The organism is Rhizobium sp. SVR5-9E, assembly GCF_056755095.1.
Window position 1 is genome coordinate 1 of record NZ_JBNDHS010000086.1, and the last position, 25,823, is coordinate 25,823.

The following is a 25,823-nucleotide window of genomic DNA, read 5'->3' on the forward strand; positions in this document are numbered from 1 at the left end:
GCGGAGCCGAGAAGAAGGCTCTTGATGTTCATTATGACCTCCAATTCAAAGTTTCGATCGGGTCTGGGATTTTTCGCCTGAGCAGCGTTCCCTGCCCCGCAAGCCATTCCTTGAGACGCCGGCTGGCCGCTTTGTGGTGGTGCGCGCTCGCCTTTGGAGAAAGGCCGACCCGCACCTGCCCTAGGAAGGCAGGCAGCGCCTGGTGTCGGAGCTGTTATTGCTCTTGATGGGGTTCGAACCGTCGGCCCTTTTGATATAAGAGCTATCTTTTTGAAATTTTGTAACGGATATCGGCTTTGCCTGCAGGGAATAGCTGATTTGGGGTCGTGAGCGGACTGGCTGTTTTTGGCGCTAATGACGAGGTACACAAGTAATACTTGCTGGTATTTCAATATTCTCGAAAACTTGATTCTTTCGGTAGCACCCTCAAATGACCCTCGACGGATTCCTGACCTTCCTTGGACTAGCTGCTGCAGTCTTCGCGATTATTCCGCCAGTCGCCAGGTTGCGGATCCGCTTGCAGCTTGTTCCGCAAGCCATCTTGGCGGCCGCGGCATTGGTACTCGCCCTCTACTTCGAGTTTTTTGAGTTTGTCTCCCTGCCTTGCCTACCGGCTTTTCGGATGGTCTGCGACGCGCTCGTAATCCAGCCCGGCGCCGCCTTTACACCCGCGATGGCTGCGTTTCTCGTTGTTTTGGTCTGGATGTTACTCGCCTGCTTGGTGGCGATATGCCTTCCACCAAGCCAGCGATCGATCCGCGCAATGGCAGATCCCGTCGAGCAGTTGTTCCATCAGCAGCGCTATGGTGAGGCGGTGGACTTCGTCCTTCCGCATCTGGGCTTCTTGGAGCGCGCCCAAAACCGCAAGCTCTGGAATCAAAAATCGAAAGACTGGCTCACCGGCAAGCGCATCCCCGATCTTGAGGAATGGCTAAGTGATCCCGACCGCGCGGAGAGGAAGCGAAGGTGGCTGACGCCGTTTCGGGTATTGTCGAGGGGCATTCCAGGGGGGGAACATGCGCAGGAGCACGCCGAGCGAATCTTGAATTCCCTCTACCTGAGCCGGCAATTCATGGACTACGCTGCCCTTCAGCGGCCTAGTGTTACAGCGGTGCTCCTGACGCTCGATACCCATCAGCGTTTTGACTTCTCCAATCGACTTTTGGCCAGCTTGGCTTCGTCGCCAGGAAGCCGCCTGTATGAAGAAGTTGAACGAAACGCCAAATATGAAGGCCTCGGCGACAATCTCGTGGTCGGCCACAATTTCATCCTGCGAGCGTATTTCTTGGACGCAAGCGTGGCCGAAACCCTTGCGGCCTGGAAGCCCATCGGCGATTTCGTGATCGATTATATTAGGGGTGATGACGCCGTCGTTCGAGCAAAGCTCAACGGAAAAAGCGATGGTTTCGACCAACGAAGGTGGCGAGATCCGGTTGCTTTTGCCATTGCCTATTTCGACTTGATGATCCGTTCGGCATTCAGTCAGGACATCAAGGATCACATGTGGCTGGCCTACATGGATCATTTCGTGGACGAGCTCGTCGAAATCTACGATGCCACCGGTCCTGAGATCGATCAGGGTGATGAATTCCCGACTTGGAATGCTCATCTGATCTATGAATGTATCAACACCTTGGGACACTGGGTTCAGTTTACTCGCAAGGCGCCAGCGGGATCGGTTCATCGTAGTTTTCCGGGAAGCGTTCACCAAGGATCGGCGGGCATTCCGGCGAATGCGGCACGCAGTCTTGGCACGTGCCTCTACCATGTCCTCCAATCCCACCGTGTCGGCGATACCATTGCAATGTATATGGTCGAATGCGTCTTGAGGGACATCAGGTATCTCGTCCAGCCTGGGGACGAGGAAGCTCGGAAGTTCCTCATCCGCTCAATTGTCACGGGCGGCGGCCGCGACAATGCACATGATTATGGAGCAAGGCTGGCACACCTACTGGGTGGCATCGATTATATCCTTCTGAATGATGTCCCGGATTTTCTCGCTGCAGCGAGGGTTGCCCACCCCGAGCAGAATTTCCCGATTGACAGGCCCATGCCGGTCTCGGCGATGCAGGAGAAGAGCTGTTGGAAGATTTCATAGCATTTGAGAAAGAGGTTGATGCTTTTGTTGAGGGGCTCCCGATTGCGGAGCTTTCGGCCCCCACATTATTGCATCAGTTTCATCAGTTTATCTTTTCTACGATTCATATGTCCCGCGGCGACCAAACCAAGCGGGCCGCTGGCGAGACGGTGGCATATCGAATGAGCTATTTGCTACCTTGGCTTGCCGGTCGCGACTGGGACCTCCAACCGGCCTCTATTCCGGAAATGATGGCAGCCTTCAATGAAGTGGACCCAAAAAGAGAACAGTTTAGAACGCTTTTGAAATATAGCCATTTTTGCGAGTTCGTACCGGCGGTTCACCGGGGTCAATATATCGTTACGCGATCCGAATCGGGTTTCTCCCTTACCTACCCAAACGAAGCGCTCGAGGAAGCTGAAGCCAAAGACATTATCGTCAGCGAGCTGGCGATCAATTTCTTGCTCGGAAAAGCATTCGATTTCGACGATCGGCTTTTTGCATTCGTTGAATCGGGTGCTGGCATCGATCCCGAACAGTTGGTGCCAACAGCGACAGCGCGCGCGCAACGGTTCGCATAAGATCTCGTGGAGCAGGCGCTCTTTACGGATGTAGGCCTTGGAGAGGTCTTGGGCTTTAATCGTGACACCTACAAAAAGTTGCAGGCAAGCTTATTCGGGTTGGCGTCGGTCGCGGGCGAGGTTGCGACCATGTATTACGGTTTGGCCCTCGGAAAAGACGACGGCCAGCTCTTCGATCGGAGCATGAGCTGGGCCACCATCGTCTGGGAAGAGCCAGTATGGTCTCAGATGCTCGAACAAACTCCCTGGATAAACAGATCCCATCAAGCGGCGACATCGTCTGCGCGACCCAGTCTGCCGATGAGGTCCGAAACAGTCATCACCTCTCGCATCGGCAATGTGTCGTATGATCCGTCTTCTTCAACACTATAAGACAGTCCGTCCCCTTCCCAGAGCCACCAATATACGACCCCGCCTTGCTTATCACGTATCGGCATCTTGAATGTCGGGAACGACTTGAAATCACTTGGGATAGGAAGCGCACCAATTTTGCGGCCAACAAGCATCCCCGTTTCGAGTGCGCCACCCAATGGGAACATCGCGATGAACGCTGTGGGATTTTCTGATAGGTTAGCCAGGTCTTTTACGGCCTCCGCGCGGGGGCCTCTGAAGAAGCGGACCACCTCCGGGTAGGCCGGATGGATGTGGGTCACCTGAGCGTAACCAAGGCCCGAAGGAGTTTCGATTTCGATAATGTCACCAGGCTGCAATCGCATTGTATGAATCCTAATTTGGACCTTACAGGCTATAAGCTTCGATGGTCGCTGGGTGAAATAACTCTTCAGCCTTCACTCGACGTGGCGAGAGCCGTTGCTCGAAATGGTATCGTAAGAAAGTGTCGAGCGTCGCAAGGTTTGGCTGTAAGCCATAGGGCCAGAGATCCGGCCCCATGATCGATCGGGCACGGCTAAGATTGTCCTCAACGAAAGGCATTGTGACCTTTGTCGCAGAAGTATCGGCTAAAGCTGCTTCGGCAAGCCGCTTGGACTGCGTAAACGCCTTCAGCAAAGCTCCTGGGAGCCAGGGATTTGCATCAGCCAAGGAGCGCCGCAAACCGAGAACGTGCATAATGGGGAAGATCTTGGTCCGGTTGAAATATGCCTCGGCCTCTCCAACCGTATCTGAGAACAACCTTACAATCGCCGGATCGCCTTCATCGAAACACCGCGGCGCGCGCGGGCCGACGAACCCATCGATTTCGCCCCGTTGCAACATGCCATTCAGGGTCTCGCCTTCGGGCGCATCGACCAGCTTGATTTCGGGAGGAAGTATCACTTTGATTTTTTCGGGCCTGCCAGGCGTGTCCATGCCACCTCGCACCCAAGTTATCTCTGATGGCTTCACGCCATATTCGTCACCGAGTATCCCCCGGAACCAGACGTTGGCCGAAAGCTGATATTCGGCGATCCCGATCCGTCGTCCGCGAAGATCAGATGGAGTGTTTATCCCGCGGTCCTTGCGAACGTATATGGACGTATGGCGGAAAGCTCGGGAAAGAAAGACAGGAACTGCAACATAGTGAGGTTCGCCACGAGCGACCGAGATCGAATAAGATGAGAGAGACAGTTCGCTGATGTCGAAAGCGGCGTGGCGGAAAGCTCTAAAGAACATCTCTTCGGGCGAAAGCAGCATGCAGGTCGGATCGACGCCATCGATCTGCACTCGGCCGTCAACGATTGGACGGGTACGATCATAGTCCCCCATTGCGAGTGACAGCGAAAGATTGCTCATGGAGTTTCCCTCAATCCTATTTGATGTTTCAGATGAACAGGTGCTCTGGTCGCCGCCGCCTGCAAAATCGCGTGGCAGACCTCAAGGCTGGCGAGCCCCCAGGCCCCGGTTTGAGCTGGCTGGATATTCTTTCGCAACACTGCAAAGATCGCCTCTATGATTTCCGATCGTGGATACCTGAAGCGCGGGGTCGGGCGGAAAATGCGTGCTGCATCATTGTAAAGATGGATGCCGTACGGGGTAATTCTCATGTCCGCTCGGTCACAGGATACGATGAGCGGGCCGAAATGCTCGTATGTTTCGGGATCGGCGTTTTTTTGATCGCTAACGCCGTAGGTCCTGGCTGTTTTCAGTCGTACCTCTTCATCGGCATCAGCGATTTTCTCCAATGCTCTGCGAGCATTGCCGTAGTTCGTTGGATCCTTGCGCGTGCCGAGCTCGCCGATATTGTCCATCCACTCATCGCTATCGAAGTGGGCATATCCGGAGTAGGTGATGCAGGCCATCGACTTCGGAAATGAGAGCAGCGCGCTATAGGCTCCTTCGGTTGACCGCTTAGGGTCCCAGTTGCCCGTCAGAGCAACCACGTCCCGGGTCAAGCCACCGGCCAGCAATCGGACAATGTCGATCTGATGTATACCCTGAGAGAAGACGACACCGCCGCCCCGCTCAGTCTGCAGTTCTTCCGGCCGTCGCGGCCGGTACAGAAAATCGGTGTAATTGAAGGCATGGATAAGCCGCACCTCACCAACTTCGCCGCTGTCAATAATTGACCTCGCGAGCTGAATTTGTTGGTCGTAGCTGTGGCTCGGACCGACAAGGAGCCTAACGCCGGCACGGGCGCACGCTTCAACCATGACCCGAGCATCATCCATAGAAATCGCCAGTGGTTTTTCAACGAGGACATGTTTGCCGGCTGCAGCAGCAGCCAAAACATGCTCAACGTGCAGCTCGTGCGGACTAGCGATATAAAGAAGCTCAACATCGCGGTCGCAGCAGAGGTCTGCGACGTTATCATAAGCGCGACCGCCGAACTCTCGTTCAAATGCCAACCTCGATTGCTCACGCGGCTCGCTGGCGGCCACAAGGCGAACACGGTTGTCGGACCTAAATGCAGGCAGCGTGAGCATGAAGGCCCGCCCAAGGCCAACGACACCGATCCTGACGGGAGCGCCGGTTCCTGCTTCAGAGGTCAAGCACCAGCCCTCCCGTCTTCGCGCGCGATACGCAAATCATGATGAAGTCGTCTTTTTGCTCGTCCATCAGGACCATGTCACGATGGTCCACCTCGCCCGAAATCAGCCGACACTTGCACGAGCCGCAGGTCCCGCTTTCGCAAGAGCTTGTGGTCTTAACTCCACTTTCCCGAACCGCTTCGAGGATAGATTTATCAGCAGGGACGACGACCGTTTTCCCCGACTTGGCCAACTCGACTTCGAATGGCGTGTCGTTGACGCGGACGACATCGACGGGCTTGAAGTCCTCGAAGTTCACCCGGCCTTCCGGCCAGTGACCCGAAATCGACTGGATTGCATCCATGAGGGGTTTGGGCCCACAACAGTAGACATGCATGTTCTTGATTTCGACAAAGTGATCCCAGAAGTCGTAGGCCTTATCGGGATCGCCCTCGTCATGGTGGACATGCACTCGTCTTCCGAACGCCTCACGCAGTTCTTCTAGGTAGGCGGTGTCGGAAGCGCTACGGGTACAGTAGATGATCTGAAAATCCGTATTTTCGGCCGCGAGTGAGGCCGCCATGGCGTAGATCGGCGTAACACCTATTCCGCCCGCGATCAGGAGATACTTGCTGGCCTTTTTCAGCGGAAAGCTGTTCTCAGGCCGCTCGATCGAGAGCGTCGAACCGACGGCGGCATCATCGTGCATGGAGGACGATCCACCCCGCGATTGCTGCTCCTTCTTGACGGCGATGACATATTGCTCGGGCTCTCGCCCGTCCCGAACCAGTGAATACCGTCTCATCGCGCCGGATGGAGTTCTGACAGTAATGTGAGCACCTGCCTCGTATGACGGCAAGCTACGGTCCTCGATCGGTTCAAGTGTGAATTCGGTGATGTAGGGCGTCAGCTCACGGCGCTGGACGACCTTCATTTCAAAAGGCGCGGTATCATCGATCATGTCGTCATCTTCTCAAAGGAAATCGGCCAACCTCCTCGGCCAGTCCAATTTACTTAGGTCTCTAAATATTTTTTGTCAACGACTGGACGGATGCAGGCCCGCTATGTAAATTTAGTTAGAGACCTAACCTTGGAGAATCCAATGCTCACGCACGAGGAAAATGAAGTTTTGACGCGCGTTTCACGCAACGCTCCCATGGGAAAGCTGATGCGCCAGCATTGGACGCCGGTGTGCCTTATCGAAGAGGTAGCCGAGCGCGACGGCACTCCGCTGCTCGTTGAAGTCCTGGGGGAGCGTTATGTCGCGTTCCGCGACAGCGACGGGCGATTGGGCCTGCTGGACGAGCTTTGTCCGCACCGGAGGGCATCGCTGGTCTACGGACGAAATGAAGAGTGCGGGTTGCGCTGCCTCTACCATGGCTGGAAAATGGATGTTGAGGGCAACATTCTCGCAATGTCATCGGAGCCAGATGGCAGTCCGCTGATGAACAAGGTCAAGCATAGATCGTATGCGACCAAGGAGTGGGGCGGCTTCGTCTGGGCTTGGCTGGGCGACCAGGCGAACATTCCAGCTTTCGATCCCCCAGCTTTTGCACCGACGGAGAACACGCAGGTCTCGATCCTTAAAATTCGCATCCCCTGCAATTGGGCGCAAATCCATGAGGGGCAGATCGACAGCGCGCATTCATCGAGCCTTCATTCCTCGGATATGGTGCCCGCCCGCGTGGAAGGGGCAGCCGCCGATGACAAGTCCTGGTACCGTCCGTCGACGGACAAATCCCCGCGAATGCAGACCCAGACCACTAGCTACGGCTTCCATTATGCGGCGATCCGAAAGCCCATCAAAAGCGCCGATACCCACCAATACCTGCGCATCACCGAGTTCGTCGCGCCCTACTACTCATTGATACCGCCCAACAGTTCCTACAATGTCGCAAGCGTGATCGTGCCGGTCGATGATGTTACAACGGCGTTCCATTTCATCGCCTGGGGAGGCACCGACTGCCCCAGCACCGAGGATTGGCGCAAGTTCAATCATGCTCAAAAAGGCATCCACCTGAATGAGCGCTGGGAATCGTTCCGCACGAAAGAGAATAACTTCCTTCAGGATCGCCAGGCGATGAAGCTCGGCAATTTCACCGGCATCAAGGGCATTCCCAATCAGGATATCGCCATGTGGGTGGGAATGGGGCCGATCGTCAATCGCTCTGATGATGTGCTTGGTGCGTCTGACCTGGCAATCGTGGAATTCCGTCGTCTTATGGTCGATGCGGCTCGCAAGGTCGCAGCTGGTGGAACCGCCCTCGGCACAGAAGAGCCGCGCCTTCCCCAGGCAAGGATTGCCTCCCACGAAGGGGTCTATCCGAAGACCGTCGATTGGCGGACGCTTGTTGACGCGCAAAAGCAGATCGCGGCCGAATAGGCATCAGGGGACAGACCGCTCCCACAGCGGTTCGTCCCCATGTATTTCATCAAAGAATGTCGAGTTTGTCGTTTTCGAGCACCGGCCGGATGTTGGCCTGTATGGCGTTCAGCAATTGCAGGAACGTCCGAAATTCTCTTTCAGAAAACCCTTTCACGGCAGTTTGTACAACGTGCTTCGCCATCGGAAGGAGCTCGTCCTTGAGGGCGAGCCCCTTGGCTGTGAGATGAATGTTGATCTTGCGCCGGTCTTCTTCGTTTCTCGTTCTCTTGACTAATCCACTCTGCTCCATCGATTTTATCGCCGAGAGCGTGGTGGGTTCCATGGTCCCGACAATGAGTGAAAGTTCCCGTTGAGTTAGCCCGTCTTCGTGCCAAAGCGCTCGGAGAAAATACCACATCCCGAGCGTGACTCCGTAAGGCTCGATAGTTTGTTGAAGCAGCTTCTGAATGAGGCGGTTCGTTAAGCGAACCTGATAGCCAACGCTTTCGGCAAACGGGAGTGCGATGTCTTCGAAGGCTTCATCGAAGGCCGCGGACAGGCTAGGCGAGTTCGTTACACTTTTCATTCATTCATCACTTTCGGGAGTACCTTAGCTTATTCAACGTGGCCCCTTCGAACAACTTTGCGACGGTGCGGCAGCAAATCTAGGCTCGTTTCCTCCGTCTCGCGCATTTTACACTTCAAGCTGCGCAGAGGTTAGGTACCTAAATGTTCAGACTAAACCTACTAAGGAATTGGGTCAGGCGCAATCCACCGATATCGTGAGCAAAGCTGTGATTTCATGCGTTGTTACAACGATGGGACGCGCCGGCCTGCAACAATAGGACGTTCTTTCCATTTTTTGTTGGCATTTTCGTGTTGTAGATCAACGACGGGATGCAACCATGAGGCGTGACGCTGTTTCTCCTGCATCCTTTGTCGATTCACTCTCGACAGCGAAAAAACCCGCGTCTATGTTAAATGATAAGAGACCTAAGTAATTTCGATGCTGAGGCTCAGGAGGAATTCACCGGGATTAGTCGCTGTCGCTGCTACTTCGGCGCGCCCGGTGATGACATGGTCCACTAAGGGAGGAAAGAGAGTGAAATCAGCAAAAGCACGCTTGGCCGCTATGGCAGTGACCGCTTTGACGGGGTTCATCCCCTATCAGGCAGCAGCGGCCGATACTTTCGAGATTGACGTTGTCCTGCCACTGACGGGCGGGGCGGCGTTCCTCGGCAAGGCCGAACAACAGGCGCTCAGCCTTTATGAGCAGGTGGTGAAGGAGGGTGGAGGCATCCACGGAAAGGAACTGAAGTTCGTTTTCCATGACGATCAATCGAACCCTCAAACGGCCGTACAGATCGTCAATCAGATCAAAGCCAAATCCCCTCAGGTCATCATCGGCTCTGCGGTAGCGGGGCTCTGCAACGCTATGTCTCCGCTTATGAGGAATGGGCCGGTCATGTACTGTCTGTCGCCCTCCCTCTACGCAAAGCCGGGTGACTACGCGTTCAGTTCCAGCGTATCGACCAAGGGTCTTGCTGAAGGTCTGTTGCGCTATTTCAAGGATCGCGGTTGGAACAAGATCGGTCTCATCACGTCTACGGATGCTTCCGGCCAGGATGCTTACAAACAGATCAAGCCGCTCGTCGGTGAAGACGAATTCGCGGGTCTCAAGCTTGTTGCCGAGGCACAGTTCAATCCGACTGATGTCAGCGCTTCTGCGCAGGTGCAGCGCATCAAGGGTGCCCAGCCGGACGCTGTGATCGTATGGTCGACCGGCGCTCCGGTGGGGACCGTTTTCAAAGCTATTCGCGACGCCGCTTTCGAAGTTCCGGTCGGCACGACGGACGGCAACATGACCTACGCGCAGATGGAGCAGTATGCGAGTTTCCTGCCGAAGGAACTTTACATACCCGCTCCGCAGTGGCTGAAAACCGAAAACAGCAAGGAGCTTCCGGAAGCCAAGGCTGCAAAAGATGCCTTCTACAAGGCTTTCGACGCTGCAAAAGTGAAGCCTGACGGGCCGTCGACATTCGCCTGGGATCCGGGACTGTTGGTAGTTAGTGCCCTTAAAACACTTCCTGAGGGGGCAACGGCAGAGCAATTGAAGGAATATCTCGCGAACCTGCAGGGGTTCGGCGGTATCAACGGGGTCTACGATTTCAAGAAGGACCCACAGCGTGGCCTCGACAAGTCGAGCGTCGTCGTCACGCGCTGGGATAGCGGTGCAGGCACCTGGAAGGTTGTCAGCGATGTTGGCGGAGCGCTGCTGAACCAGTAATTGCTAACTGAGTGGAGGAAGTTCTCATGGCTGAATTTATACAGATTAGCATAGGTGGTCTACTCGTGGGCACGATCTATGCGCTTATCGCTCTTGGCTTTTCGTTGATCTACCGGGTAACGGCGATCGTCAACCTGGCCCAGGGTGGTTTCGCAATTATCGCCGCGCTGGTCGGCTATACGTTCAGCCAAAGCCTTGGCCTCCCTCTGCCGATTGCACTCGTCGCTGCCGTGCTCGTCACGACGGCGGCGGGGACTTTGCTGGGTGCCGTGACTTTCGTGCCCGCTCTCAAAAAGCTGTCCAATGCCAACGTGCTGATGTTGACGGTCGGGATCCTCACCCTCGTCGAGGGACTTGCGCTCGTGATCTGGGGCAGCCAACCGTATTCCGTGCCGCCGTTTTCTGGCGAGCAACCGCTCGACATCGGCGGGATACTTGTCCCGACGCAGGCCTTCTGGATCATCGGCACTGCGGTCGTCATCATTGTTGCGACTTGGTACCTCATCACCAGGACGACTCTTGGCAAAGCGCTGCGTGCTTGCGCTGAGAATCCAGGAGCCGCGACGCTCATGGGCATCAATGTAACGCGCATGACGATCTTCAGTTTCGGTCTCGCAACGATGATCGCCGCCATCGCCGGCGTCGTGGTGGCACCAACCACCACCTTGCAATTCAACACCGGACAGCTTTTCACAATCTCCGGGTTTATCGCGGTTGTAATCGGCGGGATCTCATCGTTTCCGGGCGCTATCCTTGGTGGCCTGCTGCTCGGCGTCGCGACGCAGCTCGCAACCGCCTACGTGTCGTCCTTGTTCAGCAGCGCCATTGCTCTGGTCATCCTTTTGCTTGTTCTCGTTTTTGCACCCACAGGCCTGATGCCATCTCGGGTGACGCGCCGTCAGGATGTAAGAGAGGAACCCCGCTCATGGGGTCACATCACCCGCCTCTGTCCAACAGTCGCATGGGGGGCAGCAGCGGTAGCTCTGGCAGTCGTGGTTCTGCTCCCATTCGTCGTCGACGGCACAATCATCTCGAGCCTCACGATTGCAGCGATTATCTTTATCGCATTGCTCGGCCTCGATCTCTTCATGGGATATACCGGTCAGGTGAGCCTTGGGCAGGCCGGCTTCATGGCGATAGGCGGGTACACGGCTGGCTATCTGGCAATCAACTACAACGTCGAGCCATTGCTTGGGATTGGAGCTGGTGTGCTTCTATCCGCCATCTGCGCACTGATTCTGTCATTCGTCACTTTGCGGTTGCGCGGCCTTTATCTTGCACTGGCGACCCTCGCTTTTGGCCTCCTGATCGATTCCTGCGCGATCGGTTTCATCGACATCACCGGCGGTCCGTCCGGAATGGTCGGAATCCCGTCATTCTCGGTGGGATCGATCTACTTCGATACTCCGCTGTCGATGTACTACCTGGTCATTGCGATCAATGTTGCTTTGCTCTTGCTGTTTTTCGGGGCGATGAAGTCGAGTTTCGGACGGGCGCTCCAGGCGATCCGGACGGACCAGATGGCAGCGACCGCCCTTGGTGTGAACATCGTCCGGTATAAGCTCGTGGCGTTTTTGATCAGCGCCGTCCTTGCTTCCCTTTCCGGAAGCCTGTTGGCATTTTCGTTCAACTTTCTCTCGCCCGATATGGTCGGAACAAACAGATCGCTTGAACTCGTTTCGATGCTCGTGATCGGTGGTGAGGGAACGTTGATAGGTCCCGCTTTTGGCAGCATCCTGATTACCTTGTTGCCGACGATCTTCCAGCCGCTGGCGATGTACAAGACGTTTTTCAGCGGCGCATTGCTGATCCTTTGCTTCCTCTATTTGCCGCGAGGAATCTACGGGGTGATTGCCGACGGTCTGAGCCGACTTTCACCTGGGGTGCGCTATAGCGAAGGCGCAAGCAAGCTTGCACAGGGGAGTGCTCGATGATGGTCAATAATGTCACCCGCGACACCTCGCCCGTTATTCTCGAGGTAACAGGCCTGTCGAAAACGTTCGGTGGCGTGAAGGCTACTGACAATGTCTCTTTCTCCGTTAGAGACGGCGCTATCACCGCGCTGATCGGCCCGAACGGCGCCGGCAAGACGACGCTGTTCAACCTGATCACAAATATCTTCCCCGCAGACAGCGGAGGTGTGTCCTTCCTTGGAAAGAGCATCAGGGGGACGTCTCCCATGAATGTCGCGGGCTTGGGACTGATACGGACATTCCAGTCCGCACGCGTCTTCCCCGGGCTGACCGTGTTGGAGAACGTGCTCGCCGGTCGGCATCGGTTGTTCAAGTGCTCTGGCTTGAGCCAGATGCTTTGGACATCCAGGAGTAGGGCCGAAGAGCGGGAGTTGCGAAATCGTGCCTCGGCGATGTTGGAGCTGGTAGGGTTGTCAAAGTTTCGCGACGCGCATGCGGTCGATCTGCCGATGGGCGCCCAGAAACTGCTTGAAGTCGTCCGTGCTCTGATGAGCCAGCCGAAGCTCCTGTGTCTGGACGAGCCGGCCGCAGGTCTGAATGACACCGAGACCGAGGAATTAGCTGTTCTGCTGCGTGCCATTCGCGTGGCTGGCATTCCAGTTCTGGTCGTGGAGCATAACATGTCGCTCGTCATGAACGTCGCTGATCACGTTGTGGTTGTTGACGCCGGGGCCGTGATTGCAGCTGGCCCACCAGCAGAAGTCCAATCGAACGCCAAGGTTATCGAAGCTTATTTGGGACGGGAAGAAAATGCCGCTGCTTGAACTTCGACAGGTCGCTGCCGGGTATTCCAATACAACGGTATTGAAGAACATCGACATTACCATGGAGGCAGGAGAAATCGTCACCCTGGTAGGCGCAAACGGTGCGGGGAAAAGCACCACAGCCAAGCTGATCTCCGGAATGCTAAGGCCATCGAAGGGCGATGTCCTGCTCGACGGAAAACCGATTGGTTCCCTGACCGCCTGTGACCGACTGCGCCAGGGAATCGCGCACGTCCCTGAGGGCCGTCAGATTTTCGGGGGCTTGACGGTCGCCGATAATCTCGCCTTGGGAGCCTATAGCGTTTGCAAGGTCGATAGATCCATTATCGAGCAACAATTGAAATTCGTATGTCGACTTTTTCCGGTTCTCAGGGAAAGGTTGGGTGATATCGCCGGTAACTTCTCTGGCGGGCAGCAGCAGATGTTGGCGATCGCGCGTGGCCTTATGTCCAGACCGCGCATACTGGTGTTGGATGAGCCGTCTCTTGGCGTCGCCCCGCTTTTGGTGGCCGAGATATTCAAACTCATCCAAAGGCTGAAGGATGAGGGCATAACGATCCTTCTGGCAGAGCAAAATGCGCGCCAAGCTCTTGCTATCGCCGATCGGGGATACGTGCTCGAACAGTCAACAATCACCATGTCCGGACCGGCCGGCGAGCTTGCATCATCGAAGGATATCGCCGAGCGATACCTTGGTGTCGGAGGTTCAACCAGTCATGGGCATGATCGAAGCGGCCAGATGGCCGCAAATTTGCAGGCACTCATAGCCTGAATCAAGGGAGAGAGAAAGTTATGGACACTGCGGTAGACGATGCGACCCTGTTTCGTGAACGCGGATTCGGCGTCAATATGGGGTTTGGGAGCGCGCCAGCGGTCCTTGTCGTTGATATCCAGACGGCCTTCACAGATCCGACACTGCCGCTCGGATCGAACCTTGACGATGAAGTCGCGGCGATAAACCAAGTCATCGATGCTGCGCGACTGGCCGAGGCGCCGATTTTCTATTCCGTTGTGTCCTATGACGAGGCGGATGCGCGGGAATCCGGCATTTGGAGGCTGAAAATGAAGGGACTATCGAGCCTTCAAACCACATCGGAAATTGTGAAGCTGGATCCAAGACTTCACCGTAACTCCGACGACTCCGTGTTCGTCAAAAAATACGCGTCCTGTTTCTTTGCAACGACGCTTGCATCACAACTTCAAACGATGCGCCGCGATACCCTGATTATTGTCGGCTGTACGACAAGCGGCTGTGTCAGAGCGTCGGCCGTGGACGCGTTGCAATATGGCTTCCGACCGATTCTTGTCCGGGAAGCCCTTGGCGATAGATCAAAAGCGGCGCACGATCAGGCCCTGTTTGATATACAAGCGAAGTACGGCGACGTTGTTGGACTTGACGAGGTCACGACGTATCTGAAGGCGCAGACTTCAGCCGCGAAAGCAATGGCTTCCTAATCATCTATCCCAAACGTTACTCCCGTTGGCGTTCCCGGCATCCACTCGATGCCGGGATTTTTGTTGCTATCCGGCTTGTAGGTTTCCACCATGTCCGGAAAACGACCGTTTGGCGGTGCTCGTTAAACCTGTCCGCAAATCTTGCTTCTCGACGGGAAACCGGACAGATTCCGTTTTCGACGGCACTCCAGACAGAGTGGAATTTAAATGGCCAACATTGGCTATGCGAGGATCTCGACAGAGGGGCAGGATCTCGCATTGGAACTCGACGCGCTGCGCAACGTCGGGTGCGACGTATATTGGAGGACCGTGCTTCCGGGATGGCGTCGAAACTCACAAATGGGACGGGGTGGACCGATTTTCATCTGGCCGATACTTGGAACCGGCCTGCAGTCCGCAGCCTTGAAGTGGGCTTACCCTACTTATATCTCGCCGCGAACAAACCATTGGGCGCAATCCCTTTACAAGGGACTGTTTGTGAACTTTTTCGCGAAACCGATGAGACCTTCCCGGAAACTCATGACGCAGACGACGAAGATCGTTCCCTGCGCCACCGTCACCCACGCACCGAGGGGCGCCAGATAGCTCTGCATTGCGACGATGACAACCGCTCCAAGGATTGGGCCGAAGATCGATCCCAGGCCGCCGACGAGGGTCATCAGGACCACCTCACCTGACATAGACCAGTGGATGTCAGTAAGCGAGGCCAACTGGAAGACGATTGCTTTCGTCGAACCCGCGAGGCCTGCCAGTGTGGCCGAGAGAACAAAGATCAGGAGTTTGTAACGATCGACATCATAGCCGAGTGAAGTCGCGCGTTGCTCATCGTCCCTGATTGCTTTGCAAACCTGTCCGAAAGGTGAATGGATGACGCGGTAGAGAAGCAGCAGTCCGCCGATGAAAATCGCGGCCGTCACCATGTAGAGCGTCATGTCGTTCGAAAGATCGAAGACGTTAAACAGTGCGCCACGCGGGACAGATTGAATTCCATCCTCACCGCCCGTGAACTCAGGCGTCTGCAGGGCGAAGAAATAGAGCATCTGCGCAAGGGCCAGCGTGATCATCGCGAAATATATGCCCTGCCTGCGAATGGCGATCACGCCAAATATCAGACCGACGACAGCGGCAACAACGGTTCCGGCAAGAATCGCGCTTTCCGGCGTGAACTGCCAATGTTTGGCTGCATAGGCGGTCGTATAGCTCGCGATACCGAAGAAGGCGGCGTGGCCGAACGAAAGAAGGCCGCCAAAACCAAGCAGCAGGTTGAAGGCCAGCGCAAACAATGCAAAGCACAAGACCTTCATGATAAAGACCGGGTACAGGAAAAACGGTGCGACCGCCAAAAATAGGATGAGCCCGACTATCACTGTCCGATGCAGTCTAGCTGCGGCCCTTTCGGTGTCCCTGTTCGACAGATCCACCATGGGTGAGAGCGTGGTCGTGATGGTTGTCATTGCCGGGTCCTCCCTTTCGAACATGGCAGTGTCTCAAGCGATCCGTCCGAACAGTCCGGCCGGTTTGACGAGGAGTACGAGCACCATGATTGCAAAAATCACGGTGGATGACGCTTCAGGATAAAAGACCTTTGTCAGTCCCTCGATCACGCCCAGGCCGAAACCTGTCACGATCGATCCCATGATCGATCCCATGCCGCCGATGACCACGACCGCAAAGACGACAATGATCAGATCGCCACCCATGTTGGCTTCGACGGAATAGATCGGTGCGGCGAGCACACCGGCGAAGGCGGCGAGCGCCACGCCGAAACCGTAGGTCAGTGTCACGAGAAGCGGTACGTTGATGCCAAAAGCCTGGGTCAAGACCGGATCTTCGGTTGCCGCGCGCAGATAGGCGCCAAGCTTCGTCTTCTCGATTAGGAACCACGTCGCGACACAAACGACAAAGGAGGCGCAGATCACCCAGCCTCGATATGTCGGCAGAATCATGAAGCCGAGATTCTTTGCACCCTGAAGGGCGCTCGGGATCTGGTACGGCAGGCCCGTTGATCCGAAGCCGTTGCGAAACAGCCCCTGCACGATCAACGCGATCCCGAAGGTCAGAAGCAACCCGTAGAGATGATCGAGATGGGCGATGCGGGCAATCAATATGCGCTGGACGAAGATGCCGACCGCGCCGACCAGCACGGGTGCGAGCAGAAGCGCAGACCAATAGTTTATTCCGAGGTAATTGAGCGCGATCCATGCGACGAAGGCGCCCATCATATAGAGTGCCCCATGGGCAAAATTGATGATGTTCAGCAGTCCGAAGATGATAGCGAGACCAAGGCTAAGGGTCGCGTAGAAAGCCCCGTTGATCAGGCCAAGAAGAACCTGCCCGAGCAGCACTTGCGTTGGAACACCGAGGAAATCCAGCATGGCCTAAACTCCCAGATAGGCGTGAAGTTTGTCGCTGTTTGCCGCGACCGCATCGGCATCGATCACGTCGATGACACGACCCTGTTCGACGACGTAGTGCCGGTCGGCAAGGCTGGCCGCGAAACGAAAATTCTGTTCGACGAGGACGATCGTGAACCCGTCCTGTTTAAGGCGCGCAATGATGGCGCCAATCTGATCGACGATGACCGGGGCAAGTCCTTCGGTCGGTTCATCAAGAAGCAGGAGCCGCGCGCCGGTGCGAAGAACGCGACCGATTGCGAGCATCTGTTGTTCGCCGCCGGAGAGTTTTGTGCCCTGACTTGCGATCCGCTCCAGAAGATTGGGGAACAGTTCGTAGATGCGCTCGAGGCTCATACCCCCTGCCCGCACGATAGGCGGCAACAGGAGATTTTCCTTAACCGAGAGCGAGGCAAAGATGCACCGGTCTTCGGGGACATAGCCGATGCCAAGTCGGCCGATCGAGCACGACGACATCTTCGTCGTCTCCTTACCCTCGAAGAGGATCGAGCCGCGACGCCGGGTAAGTATGCCCATAATGGCTTTCAATGTCGTGCTCTTTCCGGCACCGTTCCGACCGAGAAGAGTGATCACCTCGCCCCGGGCTACCTCGAAATTCATGCCATGCAAGACATGGCTATCGCCATACCAGCCATGCAGATTTTCGACCGTTAGCAGAGGTGCCGCGGATGCCGAGGTAGTGACAATGGGTGCGGTATCAATGGACATGATGCCCCCCCGAGCCGATATAGGCTTCAACCACGCGCGGGTCCTTGGAGACGGAAGCGTAATCTCCCTCCGCGAGCACCTGCCCTCTCGCGAGAACCGTGATTCTGTCGGAAAGATTGGCGACGACCGAAAGATTGTGCTCGACCATCAGGATCGTCCGCTGCGCCGAAACCGTCCGGATCAGAGCCTCGATTCGATCGACATCTTCCTGTCCAAGCCCCGCCATCGGCTCGTCAAGCAAAAGCATCTCCGGATCGAGCGCCAGCGTTGTTGCAATTTCGAGCGCGCGTTTTCGTCCGTAGGAAAGCTCGCCGGCCGGAACTTCCGCGTAACCGGTCAGGCCAACTGCCTGAATGAGATGCATCGCCTCTTCATCCAGTGCATGGAGCACCCGCTCCGACCGCCAGAAATCGAAGCAACTGCCGCGTTTGCGCTGCAGCGCGATCCGGATGTTGTTGCGCGCTGTCAGCTTCGGAAAAACCGCCGAAATCTGAAACGAGCGCACGAGACCGAGACGAGCGACTTCAGCCGGCTTGCGTCCGGTGACATCACGGCCGTTGTAAATGATCTTGCCGCGGCTCGGAGCAAAGAACTTCGTCAGGAGATTGAAACAAGTCGTCTTGCCGGCCCCGTTTGGTCCGATCAGGGCATGGATCGAACCTCGCCTGACCTGAAGATCGACATTACTGACGGCGGTAAAGCCGCCAAACTGCTTCGTCAGGCCTGTGGTGGATAAAATAATGTCACTCATGGCGTCGACTCCATCGAAACGGAAACGGGGTGTAGCGGCGACCTCTTATGTTCGCGGGTCCTGACGAGACGCAGCGTCATGACAGCGCGATGCGATGCGACACCGTCTTGACCTGGGTGTAGTGCGACAACCCTTCGGCTCCGCCCTCGCGGCCGTAGCCGCTATCCTTGACACCACCGAAAGGTGTCTCGGCAACCGAGGCTTCGAGGGTGTTGATGGAGACGTTTCCGGCTTCAATCTCGCGCGAAAGCCGGTCGACATTTGCGGCCGAGTGGGTGAAGCCATAGGCTGCGAGGCCGAAAGGCAGACTGTTTGCCTTTTCGATCGCCTCATCGAGTGAGGCAACAGGGTTGATCACGGCGAGCGGACTGAATGGTTCTTCGCGCATCACCCGGGCGTCCGAAGGCAGGTCGGCAAGAACGGTGACCGGGAAAAAGTAACCCCGGCGACCAAGTGTCTCTCCACCCGCCAGCAATCGCGCGCCCTTGGCTGTCGCGTCCTCGACCAGAGCGCGCATCGCATCGATCCGGCGGTGGTTGGCGAGCGGGCCCATCTGCACCGAGGGATCGAGACCATTGCCGATGATGTGAGCGCGCGCCCGTTCGGCAAATGCCTCGGCGAACCGGTCATAGATCGACTGATGCACAAAAAAGCGCGTCGGCGACGTGCAGACCTGGCCGGAATTTCTGGCCTTGCGAGCGATCGAGATATGTGCGGCAACAACTGGATCGACATCGTCGCAGACGATGACCGGGGCATGTCCGCCTAGTTCCATCAGTACCGGCTTCATGTTCCGAGCAGCGATCTCCGTCAAATGCTTGCCAACCGCGGTCGAACCCGTAAAGGCGATAAGGCGGGTTTGCTCCTGCGGGATAAGGTAGTTCGATATCTCCGCCGGCACACCGAAGACGAGGTTGAACACGCCGCGTGGGAGACCGGCATCATGCAGGGCTCTTGCGATGTGAAGCGTTCCGGCCGGTGTCTCTTCGGCGGCCTTGATGATGATGGAACATCCCGCCGCAAGCGCCCCGGAAATCTTTCTGGCTGGTTGGCTCATCGGGAAGTTCCAGGGCGAGAATGCCGCAACCATGCCGACCGGCTCATGGTGAACGATATAGGAGATCCCCGGCTCGCTTGGAATAACACGACCATAGGTGCGTTGCGCCTCGCCGGCGTCCCATTCGAAGAATTCGCAGCCCCTGATGACCTCGAGGCGCGATTCCGTCAGAGGCTTTCCCTGCTCAAGCGTGATTGCAGTAGCGATTTCTTCGATACGTTCGCGCATCAAGGCCGCTGCCTTGAGCAGCACTTCGGCCCGTCGCCTCGGCGCTGTCCTGCTCCAGATCTTAAAACCTTGCCGAGCGGCCTGAAGCGCATCGTCGAGATCGGAGGTATCGGCCTTCGGGAGCGCGCCAAGAACGGATTCATCTGCCGGATTGATGACTGGCAGATCGCTCTTGGTCTTGCGCCATGCGCCATCGATGTAGAGCTTGAGATCGGGGTAAGATTGGCTGGTCATGAACCGCTCCTGATGATTGTCAAATTCGCATTCCGTCATTGGTGATGACAGCGGCGCAGTGTTTCAAACGTTGGTCTCGGGACTTTCTTGGCCCTCGTGACGAGATAGAAGATTACCTAACGAGAGGGACGAACCTGTTCTCGATCAGACGGACCAGCGACAAGGCGGCCATTTCCGATGATTTCGGATTCGAAACGAGAGGTCGGTTCTCGATGACAACATTCAATCGACCGAATTCGCCATTGACCGCCAGCTCATGACGATTGGTCTCAGCAGCGGGATCAGCAACGAGCTCGACTTCCGTCTGGTCGAGCCCAACACCTGCTAGTGCCGCAACGGCCGAGACGTTTGCATTTTGAGGAAAGCGTGACGCGGCTTCGCGGGCGCTTCCAGAAAAGAAGGTGGTCGGGCTTGTGATGGCATCGAGCGTGACGATTTGCTCCGCAGCGGTGCCGGCCCAGGCGCGCGGCGGTTTGATGACGCGGTGGGTCACCGTGTTGAGTGGCAGGACCGCAGCAGCTGCGATGGCGTCGATACCGGCAAGGGCGCCGGGCGTCACGATCAACTGGCTTCCATGCTCCCGTGCCGCGTTTTGCAGGCGATCGAAGAGAGCGTCGTCACAAAGTGCGCTGGCAGAGGCAACCACGAATCCGCTGGCGTGGCGCAAGGCATGCTCACCCCATTGGATAACGGCGCCACGGCCTGCGGCTTCGACGACCAGATCAAGCTCAAGTTCCCACAAGACCGAAGGATCAGTGATAACGGGCACGTTATCTGGTACCCCGATGGCATCAGCAATATCCGCAAGCGCAACGGCGGCGAAGATCACATCGTCGCCATGCCGTTCCTTCAAGAGCTCCGCCACACGGCGATTGATAGCGCCCCACCCTACAAAGCATAGGCGAAGCGGTTTCCGGACGCGATTGATCGTTCTCATTGGACCTTCCCCGCATGAGTTCGTCCCGCATATGATGCGGTGATATCTGGTTTGTGACGGTTAACCCGGCTGACGGGCTGGTCGTGCTATAGGCTGACCCAGCCGGCGGGCGGTTCCTTGCCGGGATGGAGCGTGCCGCAATGCTTGCAGGTGCGTGCCTGCTCGTTGCCGTAGAATTCCCTGTAAAGCGGCGGCAGATCGTCGACGATGCTCACAAGATCGAGTTCGACCCGGTGGACGAGGTTGGAGCATTCGAAGCAATACCACTCGAATGCATCGAGCCAGCCTTCCGGTCGCTTCGGTTCGACCACCAGCCCGATCGAGCCCTCCTGCGGGCGCTGGGGCGAGTGACGCACATGTGCCGGAAGCAGAAAGATCTCTCCCTCGCGGATCGGCACGTCGTAGTGATTGCCGTCGTCCACCACCTTGAGAACCATGTCACCCTTCAACTGGTAGAAGAATTCCTCGACGGGATCGTCGTGGAAGTCGGTTCGCTTGTTCGGGCCGCCGACCACCGTCACCATCAGATCGGCATCGGTCCAGACCTGCTGGTTGCCGACGGGTGGCTTCAGCAGATGCTGGTGTTCCTCGATCCATTTCGCGAAATTGAATGCCTTAAGACGACCTGTAGTAGACATTGTTCAACCTCTCTTCGTTCCTGGCGCCGGTGCGCTTACATTTTCAGTCCGCATGCTTCGAATGCCGCACGCGTGATGGCCTTTTCCCGATCGGTGAGTTCCAGCAGCGGCGGCCTGACTCTTCCGCCAACCTGGCCAAGCAGTTCCTGCCAATATTTCTGATGTGCGTGCGGCTTCTCCGAAGGCCGGGTATTGCGCAAAGCGTCGCGCACAGGCGCGAGGCTGTCCCTTACGGCGCGCGCCTTATCCCTCTCTCCGGCAAAAGCGAGATCGGTATATTCGCGCATCCGCAGATCATTGGCGGTTTGCAGCAGATAGGGCGGGGATGAGCACAGATAGAGCTGCCAACCGAGCTCCAGGACATTATCGAGCCACTCCTCCTCCGAAGCAGTGCTGACAAGGATCCTGTCGCCCGCAAGCCGGGTGAGCTCCGCATACATCGGTCGCGCCACGCTGTACTTGATCGCAACCACGTTCTCGATATCGGCAAGCCGGTTGCACAGTTGCGGTGACATGAGATAGCCGCTGTCCGGATGGCTCCAGAGGGCAATTCCGATATCGACGCTGTCTGCGATCGTCCTGTAATAATTGTAGACGGTCTCGTCCTGGGCTTTGAAGAAATGCAGAATCGGCGCATGGACGACGATATAGTCGGCACCGACATCCTGGGCGTGTCGGGCAAGGTCGATGACCACGTCCATATTTTGGTCTGAGCATGACATAATCGTCGAGGCATTGGGGCCGACCGCGTCAACGGCAAGCTTGAATGCGCGCTTGCGCTCGTCCAGCGACATCGAGAAGAACTCGCCCTGCTTGCCTGCGATAAACAGGCCGTCAATCTTCAGGTCTTCCGTCCAATGACGGATATTCTCGCGAAAGCCGTCTTCATCGATCGAGAGTGTCGACGTGAACGGCATCAAAGCGGCGGCCCAGATCCCTCGCATGTTCTTGCGAGCATAAGCCTTGGCATCTTTCTTGGCGTAGTTCATTGACCCTTACCTTCGTCTTTTTTGGGAACCATTGGCGTGCCCGTGTCGGAGGCGCCGCCGGCCATAAACTGGGGGCATGGCCGGCGGCATTCGCGACACTCGCTTCGTGTGGTCGGAGCCGAACAATGATCGTCGAGAGATTGCGGCAGGGCCTGGAGAACCACTTCAGCAACAGGTTCGTTCATCGCGCGTTGCTCCTCACCGCTTGCGAACAAGATGATGTTCTCACCCTTGCAACTATATAACAATATGATGTATTCATATTAATTAAGAGGATTTTCTTATGAATAGGAGTGCGCATGGCTGTTTCCCTTCGTCAGCTCGAGGCGTTCCTGGCAGTCGTTGAATGGGGCAATTTCACGAAGGCCGCCGAGGCGTTGCGCGTCGCGCAGCCGGCGCTGTCGGCCCTTGTGCGAGACCTTGAGAGCGAGCTTGGACTGCGGCTGCTCGACCGGACTACCCGACGCGTCGAGCTGACCGAAGCCGGCCGCGAATTCCAGGGCGCGAGTGCCAAGATCATTGACGATCTTCAGACGGCGATTGCCAATGCCGGCGAGATCGCCCAACGCAAGCGCGGCCGTCTGTTGGTTGCGGCACCGCCTCTGCTGGCCGCCGTGATGTTGCCACAAGCAATCGCCGAACTTCGCCGCGACTATCCGGGCTTGAAGATCGGCATCATGGACGCCCGCAGCGACCTTATCGTCGAAGCCGTTCGCAACGGTCAGGTTGATTGCGGCATCGGAACGTTCTCTTCCCTTGAACGGAACATCGAACGATCGACCCTGGCGCACGACCAGCTTATGCTGTTTTGCAATCACACCAGCAGCTTCGCCCAGCGACAGGAGGTCGAGTGGCAGGAACTCGCTGGTCAACCGTTGATCACGCTCACGCGCGATAGCGGCATCAGGCTCCTCGTTGAGGTGGGCTTCGAGCATGCCCAAGTCGCATTGGAGCCGACTTATGAAGTCACGCAGATTACCACGGCACTCGCCCTGGTACGTGCGGGGCTCGGGATTGCGGTACTTCCCACCTATGCGCGTGCCGTCGAAATGGACACGCTGCTTGCAAAGCCGTTGCTTCATCCGTCAATTGTCCGCGATATCATCATGATCCGTCCGAGTGACAGATCGAAGTCACCGGCGCTTTCGGCATTCGAAACGGTCGTAAGGCGTTGCGCCAAACGGCTCGCACCTGCCGCGTCAGGGACAGGCGACGAAATAATCAAGCTCGGTATGCCCGCCGACGCCGAGCATCAATAAGCGTTCCAATTCAAAGACGGGCTTGGGAGGCAGACCTCAAACGCGGGGTTTACCGTCTTGATTGAAGGGCGGAACCGGAACGATCATGCGGTCTTCGGTTCGGCAATATGTCGGTCCGCCGAGGCGTCCGATCGGGTGAAACCGATCGACACGTACGCGGACCTTCTCCTCATCGACAAGGTCGTCGCGAAAATGCATGCTGACGATTTCGCCGAGCAAAATGGTCCTCAAGCGACTAACGTCCAGGACTTTGAAGAGCTTGCATTCCCATGCAATAGGAGCTTCCTTTATCCGGGGTACGGCTACCGCCATCGACGGCGCTAGCGTCAATCCGGCCGCCTCAACTTCTGACACATCTGCCGGATGATCCGTTCCGCAGCGCACAGCCGGCCCAAGGATGGCCTCGTCGACCATATTGACGACGAACTCGCCGCCCGCCTCAATATTGTTCAGTGTGTCTTTGCGTTCGCCAGAGCGATGGCTCTCGTCGCCGTATAAATCGATGCCGATCGCAAAGAGCGGCGGGTCCTCACACATGTAGTTGAAGGCGCTGAAAGGCGCGGCATTGCATCTGCCATCCGATCCAAGGCTCGTGACAAGCGCGATCGGACGAGGCCCCACGCTCCCGGTGATAAGCCAATAGCGTTCGCGTAAGCTCAGATCAGCCATTGCGAAATCGGTCATGCTCTTGCCTCTCTGATCCGTCTCAACTGGGTCACCATCATCGCCGACAACCGCGTTGCGGCAATCGACAAATTCTGATCGGAAAAGCCCTCCTCGGATAAGGCGGCGGGTGCATTGGGAACCGCCAGATCATCTGGCATCACCAGAGCGCCCATTTTGCTAAGAATGGCCCTCAGATGACCGATGGCCCGCAAAGCGCCGAACGGTCCGATCGAAGTGCCGACGATCAGAACCGGCTTGAGCTGGAATGGCGCCAGCCCGCCGAGACCCTCAGTTGGTCGCGAGCACCAATCGATCATATTCTTCAGGATCGGCGTAACCGATCCGTTATATTCCGGGCAGGCAATCAAGAGACCGTCATGTTCGTCGATCAGCCCGCGCAGTTCGACTGCCGCTCCAGGCACGCCTTCCTCGGCCTCGAGGTCGCCATCGTAGAATGGCAGCAAATAGTCGCGCAGCGAGATCGTCTGAACGGCCACGCCCTCTATGCGCAAAAGGTCGGACATGAAGCGCAGCAACAGTGCATTCCATGAACCGCGCCGGACACTTCCGCAAATTGCCAGTACCTTTCCAGCGGGCGGTTGACTGGATTTCCGCTCCAACATCTCAATCCTCATGATATTCGATCTCGCCCTTCGGGAGCAGAAAGATGAACGTGCAGGCGCCACCTGTGACGGTCGGATAGTGGCTTGTTCCCGGCGCGAAGACCTTCCACCCCTCCCCGGTGTCGCAGAACCGGCCTTGTGGATCGACCGGCTGGATCATGTTGATCTCGCCGCGAGGATGGGTGTGGTGCTTTCCCTTGACGTCCTTCAGCCTTGCGCTCTCGATTACGAAATCGTGGACACCATCGACTGTGACAGCAAGGCGGCCCCGTCGATAATCGGCCCCATCGATGACCTGGTAGCAAGCCCAGTTCTCATCGATGCCGGTGCGCAATAACCGCTTCATTTCTTGGAAGCGATCCGTATCCGCTCCATAGTCGCGGTTCAGACGCTTCTCGAGTTCTTCGTTCAACGGACTGTCGCCGATAAAAGCGACAAGCTGCTCCAGATGTTTCATGAGCGCCGGCTTGTGGGCGCCCGTCGGAAGGCCATCGTCCTTGATCATTTCTTCTCCCCTTCGTGCGGATCGTTCCATGACGGTCAATGCTATTGATTACCCGGGCCGTGGTTTGCGCCGGATTGATGCGTTTTTCGCGCGATTGACACTAAATGGATCGAGGATGCGTAAACGTTCCCCTGGCCTGTTGCGCAACACGGTCGCTGCTGCCTTCATATTGGCGTCAACAGTTAAAGTTGGGGAACGAACATGAAAAAACTCACACTGTCCTTGCTGGTATGCAGCCTTCTTGGCGCTACCAGCGCAAATGCGGAAATCAGCGACGGTGTCGTGCGGATCGGCGTTATGACGGACTATTCCGGCATGTTCTCCGCGCTCTCCGGGCCGGGCGGCGCGGTCGCCGCTCGCATGGCCGTCGAGGATTTCGGCGGCAAGGTCGCCGGTGCACCGATCG

Annotated in this window: 25 protein-coding genes and 1 pseudogene; 10 read left to right on the forward strand and 16 right to left on the reverse strand. The window is 56.8% G+C overall.

From position 1 onward, the window contains the following. Nucleotides 1–430: 430 nt before the first annotated feature. A complete protein-coding gene (locus tag ACPYOJ_RS27345; protein ID WP_481419050.1) occupies nucleotides 431–2,098 on the forward strand; it encodes a hypothetical protein in 1,668 nt (555 codons plus the stop codon). Further along, the gene (locus tag ACPYOJ_RS27350) at nucleotides 2,083–2,658 is read left to right on the forward strand and encodes a hypothetical protein (RefSeq protein ID WP_481419051.1); all 576 of its coding nucleotides are present in this window, start codon (nucleotides 2,083–2,085) and stop codon (nucleotides 2,656–2,658) included. Before ACPYOJ_RS27345 ends, ACPYOJ_RS27350 begins: the two co-directional genes overlap by 16 nt. A gap of 263 nt (nucleotides 2,659–2,921) precedes the next feature. On the opposite strand, the gene ACPYOJ_RS27355 is transcribed toward ACPYOJ_RS27350, so the two are convergent. Genes ACPYOJ_RS27355 through ACPYOJ_RS27370 form a run of 4 tightly spaced genes read right to left on the reverse strand, consistent with a single transcriptional unit; the run spans nucleotide 2,922 to nucleotide 6,525 of the window. After that, a complete protein-coding gene (locus ACPYOJ_RS27355) occupies nucleotides 2,922–3,374 on the reverse strand; it encodes a hypothetical protein (RefSeq protein ID WP_481419052.1) in 453 nt (150 codons plus the stop codon). Nucleotides 3,375–3,396: 22 nt separating this feature from the next. After that, nucleotides 3,397–4,389: an ABC transporter substrate-binding protein gene (locus ACPYOJ_RS27360; RefSeq protein ID WP_481419053.1), complete on the reverse strand. Its 993-nt coding sequence runs from the start codon at nucleotides 4,387–4,389 to the stop codon at nucleotides 3,397–3,399. Next, nucleotides 4,386–5,585: a Gfo/Idh/MocA family oxidoreductase gene (locus ACPYOJ_RS27365; protein WP_481419054.1), complete on the reverse strand. Its 1,200-nt coding sequence runs from the start codon at nucleotides 5,583–5,585 to the stop codon at nucleotides 4,386–4,388. The genes ACPYOJ_RS27360 and ACPYOJ_RS27365 overlap by 4 nt, the downstream gene beginning before the upstream one ends. Next, nucleotides 5,575–6,525 (reverse strand): PDR/VanB family oxidoreductase, encoded by a 951-nt coding sequence (locus ACPYOJ_RS27370; RefSeq protein WP_481419055.1) that lies wholly within the window; start codon nucleotides 6,523–6,525, stop codon nucleotides 5,575–5,577. Before ACPYOJ_RS27370 ends, ACPYOJ_RS27365 begins: the two co-directional genes overlap by 11 nt. Before the next feature lie 141 nt (nucleotides 6,526–6,666). Here ACPYOJ_RS27370 and ACPYOJ_RS27375 point away from each other — a divergent pair, with 141 nt between their 5' ends. Then, complete coding sequence (locus ACPYOJ_RS27375; protein ID WP_481419056.1) at nucleotides 6,667–7,947, forward strand: Rieske 2Fe-2S domain-containing protein; 1,281 nt, start codon at nucleotides 6,667–6,669, stop codon at nucleotides 7,945–7,947. A 49-nt stretch (nucleotides 7,948–7,996) separates the two neighbouring features. Here ACPYOJ_RS27375 and ACPYOJ_RS27380 read toward each other — a convergent pair whose 3' ends face one another. After that, complete coding sequence (locus ACPYOJ_RS27380; protein ID WP_481419057.1) at nucleotides 7,997–8,515, reverse strand: MarR family winged helix-turn-helix transcriptional regulator; 519 nt, start codon at nucleotides 8,513–8,515, stop codon at nucleotides 7,997–7,999. A 516-nt stretch (nucleotides 8,516–9,031) separates the two neighbouring features. Here ACPYOJ_RS27380 and ACPYOJ_RS27385 point away from each other — a divergent pair. The 5 genes from ACPYOJ_RS27385 to ACPYOJ_RS27405 are packed head-to-tail and all read left to right on the forward strand — an operon-like array spanning nucleotide 9,032 to nucleotide 14,408. After that, a complete protein-coding gene (locus tag ACPYOJ_RS27385; RefSeq protein ID WP_481419058.1) occupies nucleotides 9,032–10,216 on the forward strand; it encodes an ABC transporter substrate-binding protein in 1,185 nt (394 codons plus the stop codon). A gap of 26 nt (nucleotides 10,217–10,242) precedes the next feature. Next, a complete protein-coding gene (locus ACPYOJ_RS27390) occupies nucleotides 10,243–12,150 on the forward strand; it encodes an ABC transporter permease (protein WP_481419059.1) in 1,908 nt (635 codons plus the stop codon). Then, nucleotides 12,147–12,953, forward strand: a complete 807-nt coding sequence (locus tag ACPYOJ_RS27395; protein WP_481419060.1) for an ABC transporter ATP-binding protein — start codon at nucleotides 12,147–12,149, stop codon at nucleotides 12,951–12,953. Before ACPYOJ_RS27390 ends, ACPYOJ_RS27395 begins: the two co-directional genes overlap by 4 nt. After that, complete coding sequence (locus ACPYOJ_RS27400; RefSeq protein WP_481419061.1) at nucleotides 12,940–13,725, forward strand: ABC transporter ATP-binding protein; 786 nt, start codon at nucleotides 12,940–12,942, stop codon at nucleotides 13,723–13,725. Before ACPYOJ_RS27395 ends, ACPYOJ_RS27400 begins: the two co-directional genes overlap by 14 nt. Before the next feature lie 20 nt (nucleotides 13,726–13,745). After that, nucleotides 13,746–14,408: an isochorismatase family protein gene (locus tag ACPYOJ_RS27405; protein WP_481419062.1), complete on the forward strand. Its 663-nt coding sequence runs from the start codon at nucleotides 13,746–13,748 to the stop codon at nucleotides 14,406–14,408. A gap of 461 nt (nucleotides 14,409–14,869) precedes the next feature. Here ACPYOJ_RS27405 and ACPYOJ_RS27410 read toward each other — a convergent pair whose 3' ends face one another. The 8 genes from ACPYOJ_RS27410 to ACPYOJ_RS27445 form a co-directional block, all read right to left on the reverse strand. Beyond that, nucleotides 14,870–15,862 carry a branched-chain amino acid ABC transporter permease gene (locus ACPYOJ_RS27410; RefSeq protein ID WP_481419063.1) on the reverse strand — a complete coding sequence of 331 codons (993 nt, stop codon included), beginning with the start codon at nucleotides 15,860–15,862 and terminating at the stop codon, nucleotides 14,870–14,872. Between the two features lie 33 nt (nucleotides 15,863–15,895). Next, the gene (locus ACPYOJ_RS27415; protein ID WP_481419064.1) at nucleotides 15,896–16,783 is read right to left on the reverse strand and encodes a branched-chain amino acid ABC transporter permease; all 888 of its coding nucleotides are present in this window, start codon (nucleotides 16,781–16,783) and stop codon (nucleotides 15,896–15,898) included. A gap of 3 nt (nucleotides 16,784–16,786) precedes the next feature. Beyond that, on the reverse strand, nucleotides 16,787–17,530 hold the full coding sequence (locus tag ACPYOJ_RS27420; protein ID WP_481419065.1) for an ABC transporter ATP-binding protein: 744 nt from the start codon (nucleotides 17,528–17,530) through the stop codon (nucleotides 16,787–16,789). After that, entirely contained in the window at nucleotides 17,520–18,281 is a 762-nt protein-coding gene (locus tag ACPYOJ_RS27425) for an ABC transporter ATP-binding protein (protein ID WP_481419066.1), read from the reverse strand. Before ACPYOJ_RS27425 ends, ACPYOJ_RS27420 begins: the two co-directional genes overlap by 11 nt. 76 nt (nucleotides 18,282–18,357) lie before the next feature. Next, complete coding sequence (locus ACPYOJ_RS27430; protein WP_481419067.1) at nucleotides 18,358–19,800, reverse strand: NAD-dependent succinate-semialdehyde dehydrogenase; 1,443 nt, start codon at nucleotides 19,798–19,800, stop codon at nucleotides 18,358–18,360. A 112-nt stretch (nucleotides 19,801–19,912) separates the two neighbouring features. After that, nucleotides 19,913–20,737: an aspartate dehydrogenase gene (locus tag ACPYOJ_RS27435; RefSeq protein WP_481419068.1), complete on the reverse strand. Its 825-nt coding sequence runs from the start codon at nucleotides 20,735–20,737 to the stop codon at nucleotides 19,913–19,915. An 86-nt stretch (nucleotides 20,738–20,823) separates the two neighbouring features. Continuing rightward, entirely contained in the window at nucleotides 20,824–21,375 is a 552-nt protein-coding gene (locus ACPYOJ_RS27440) for a 3-hydroxyanthranilate 3,4-dioxygenase (RefSeq protein WP_481419069.1), read from the reverse strand. Nucleotides 21,376–21,410: 35 nt separating this feature from the next. Continuing rightward, a complete protein-coding gene (locus tag ACPYOJ_RS27445; protein ID WP_481419070.1) occupies nucleotides 21,411–22,364 on the reverse strand; it encodes a dihydrodipicolinate synthase family protein in 954 nt (317 codons plus the stop codon). 299 nt (nucleotides 22,365–22,663) lie between these two features. On the opposite strand from ACPYOJ_RS27445, the gene ACPYOJ_RS27450 reads away from it, so the two are divergent. Then, nucleotides 22,664–23,623 (forward strand): LysR family transcriptional regulator, encoded by a 960-nt coding sequence (locus ACPYOJ_RS27450; RefSeq protein ID WP_481419071.1) that lies wholly within the window; start codon nucleotides 22,664–22,666, stop codon nucleotides 23,621–23,623. Nucleotides 23,624–23,659: 36 nt separating this feature from the next. Here ACPYOJ_RS27450 and ACPYOJ_RS27455 read toward each other — a convergent pair whose 3' ends face one another. From ACPYOJ_RS27455 to ACPYOJ_RS27465, 3 genes are read right to left on the reverse strand one after another with little or no spacing between them, the layout of a single operon-like run. Next, nucleotides 23,660–24,307 (reverse strand): flavin reductase family protein, encoded by a 648-nt coding sequence (locus ACPYOJ_RS27455; protein WP_481419072.1) that lies wholly within the window; start codon nucleotides 24,305–24,307, stop codon nucleotides 23,660–23,662. After that, the gene (locus ACPYOJ_RS27460) at nucleotides 24,304–24,924 is read right to left on the reverse strand and encodes an NADPH-dependent FMN reductase (RefSeq protein ID WP_481419073.1); all 621 of its coding nucleotides are present in this window, start codon (nucleotides 24,922–24,924) and stop codon (nucleotides 24,304–24,306) included. The genes ACPYOJ_RS27455 and ACPYOJ_RS27460 overlap by 4 nt, the downstream gene beginning before the upstream one ends. After that, nucleotides 24,914–25,417 carry a 4-hydroxylaminobenzoate lyase gene (locus tag ACPYOJ_RS27465; RefSeq protein ID WP_481419074.1) on the reverse strand — a complete coding sequence of 168 codons (504 nt, stop codon included), beginning with the start codon at nucleotides 25,415–25,417 and terminating at the stop codon, nucleotides 24,914–24,916. The genes ACPYOJ_RS27460 and ACPYOJ_RS27465 overlap by 11 nt, the downstream gene beginning before the upstream one ends. Before the next feature lie 201 nt (nucleotides 25,418–25,618). Here ACPYOJ_RS27465 and ACPYOJ_RS27470 point away from each other — a divergent pair. Then, nucleotides 25,619–25,823 (forward strand): annotated as a pseudogene (locus tag ACPYOJ_RS27470) (ABC transporter substrate-binding protein); the annotation flags it as partial.

Bases quoted from the DNA above. Each gene is read 5' to 3' on its own strand.
- ACPYOJ_RS27410 (WP_481419063.1), bottom strand. From the start codon at position 15,862: ATGACAACCATCACGACCACGCTCTCACCCATGGTGGATCTGTCGAAC.
- ACPYOJ_RS27440 (WP_481419069.1), bottom strand. From the start codon at position 21,375: ATGTCTACTACAGGTCGTCTTAAGGCATTCAATTTCGCGAAATGGATC.
- ACPYOJ_RS27370 (WP_481419055.1), bottom strand. From the start codon at position 6,525: ATGATCGATGATACCGCGCCTTTTGAAATGAAGGTCGTCCAGCGCCGT.
- ACPYOJ_RS27360 (WP_481419053.1), bottom strand. From the start codon at position 4,389: ATGAGCAATCTTTCGCTGTCACTCGCAATGGGGGACTATGATCGTACC.
- ACPYOJ_RS27435 (WP_481419068.1), bottom strand. From the start codon at position 20,737: ATGAGAACGATCAATCGCGTCCGGAAACCGCTTCGCCTATGCTTTGTA.
- ACPYOJ_RS27450 (WP_481419071.1), top strand. From the start codon at position 22,664: ATGGCTGTTTCCCTTCGTCAGCTCGAGGCGTTCCTGGCAGTCGTTGAA.
- ACPYOJ_RS27425 (WP_481419066.1), bottom strand. From the start codon at position 18,281: ATGAGTGACATTATTTTATCCACCACAGGCCTGACGAAGCAGTTTGGC.
- ACPYOJ_RS27345 (WP_481419050.1), top strand. From the start codon at position 431: ATGACCCTCGACGGATTCCTGACCTTCCTTGGACTAGCTGCTGCAGTC.
- ACPYOJ_RS27460 (WP_481419073.1), bottom strand. From the start codon at position 24,924: ATGAGGATTGAGATGTTGGAGCGGAAATCCAGTCAACCGCCCGCTGGA.
- ACPYOJ_RS27390 (WP_481419059.1), top strand. From the start codon at position 10,243: ATGGCTGAATTTATACAGATTAGCATAGGTGGTCTACTCGTGGGCACG.
- ACPYOJ_RS27395 (WP_481419060.1), top strand. From the start codon at position 12,147: ATGATGGTCAATAATGTCACCCGCGACACCTCGCCCGTTATTCTCGAG.
- ACPYOJ_RS27355 (WP_481419052.1), bottom strand. From the start codon at position 3,374: ATGCGATTGCAGCCTGGTGACATTATCGAAATCGAAACTCCTTCGGGC.
- ACPYOJ_RS27405 (WP_481419062.1), top strand. From the start codon at position 13,746: ATGGACACTGCGGTAGACGATGCGACCCTGTTTCGTGAACGCGGATTC.
- ACPYOJ_RS27445 (WP_481419070.1), bottom strand. From the start codon at position 22,364: ATGAACTACGCCAAGAAAGATGCCAAGGCTTATGCTCGCAAGAACATG.
- ACPYOJ_RS27465 (WP_481419074.1), bottom strand. From the start codon at position 25,417: ATGATCAAGGACGATGGCCTTCCGACGGGCGCCCACAAGCCGGCGCTC.
- ACPYOJ_RS27400 (WP_481419061.1), top strand. From the start codon at position 12,940: ATGCCGCTGCTTGAACTTCGACAGGTCGCTGCCGGGTATTCCAATACA.
- ACPYOJ_RS27420 (WP_481419065.1), bottom strand. From the start codon at position 17,530: ATGTCCATTGATACCGCACCCATTGTCACTACCTCGGCATCCGCGGCA.
- ACPYOJ_RS27415 (WP_481419064.1), bottom strand. From the start codon at position 16,783: ATGCTGGATTTCCTCGGTGTTCCAACGCAAGTGCTGCTCGGGCAGGTT.
- ACPYOJ_RS27430 (WP_481419067.1), bottom strand. From the start codon at position 19,800: ATGACCAGCCAATCTTACCCCGATCTCAAGCTCTACATCGATGGCGCA.
- ACPYOJ_RS27375 (WP_481419056.1), top strand. From the start codon at position 6,667: ATGCTCACGCACGAGGAAAATGAAGTTTTGACGCGCGTTTCACGCAAC.
- ACPYOJ_RS27455 (WP_481419072.1), bottom strand. From the start codon at position 24,307: ATGACCGATTTCGCAATGGCTGATCTGAGCTTACGCGAACGCTATTGG.
- ACPYOJ_RS27380 (WP_481419057.1), bottom strand. From the start codon at position 8,515: ATGAAAAGTGTAACGAACTCGCCTAGCCTGTCCGCGGCCTTCGATGAA.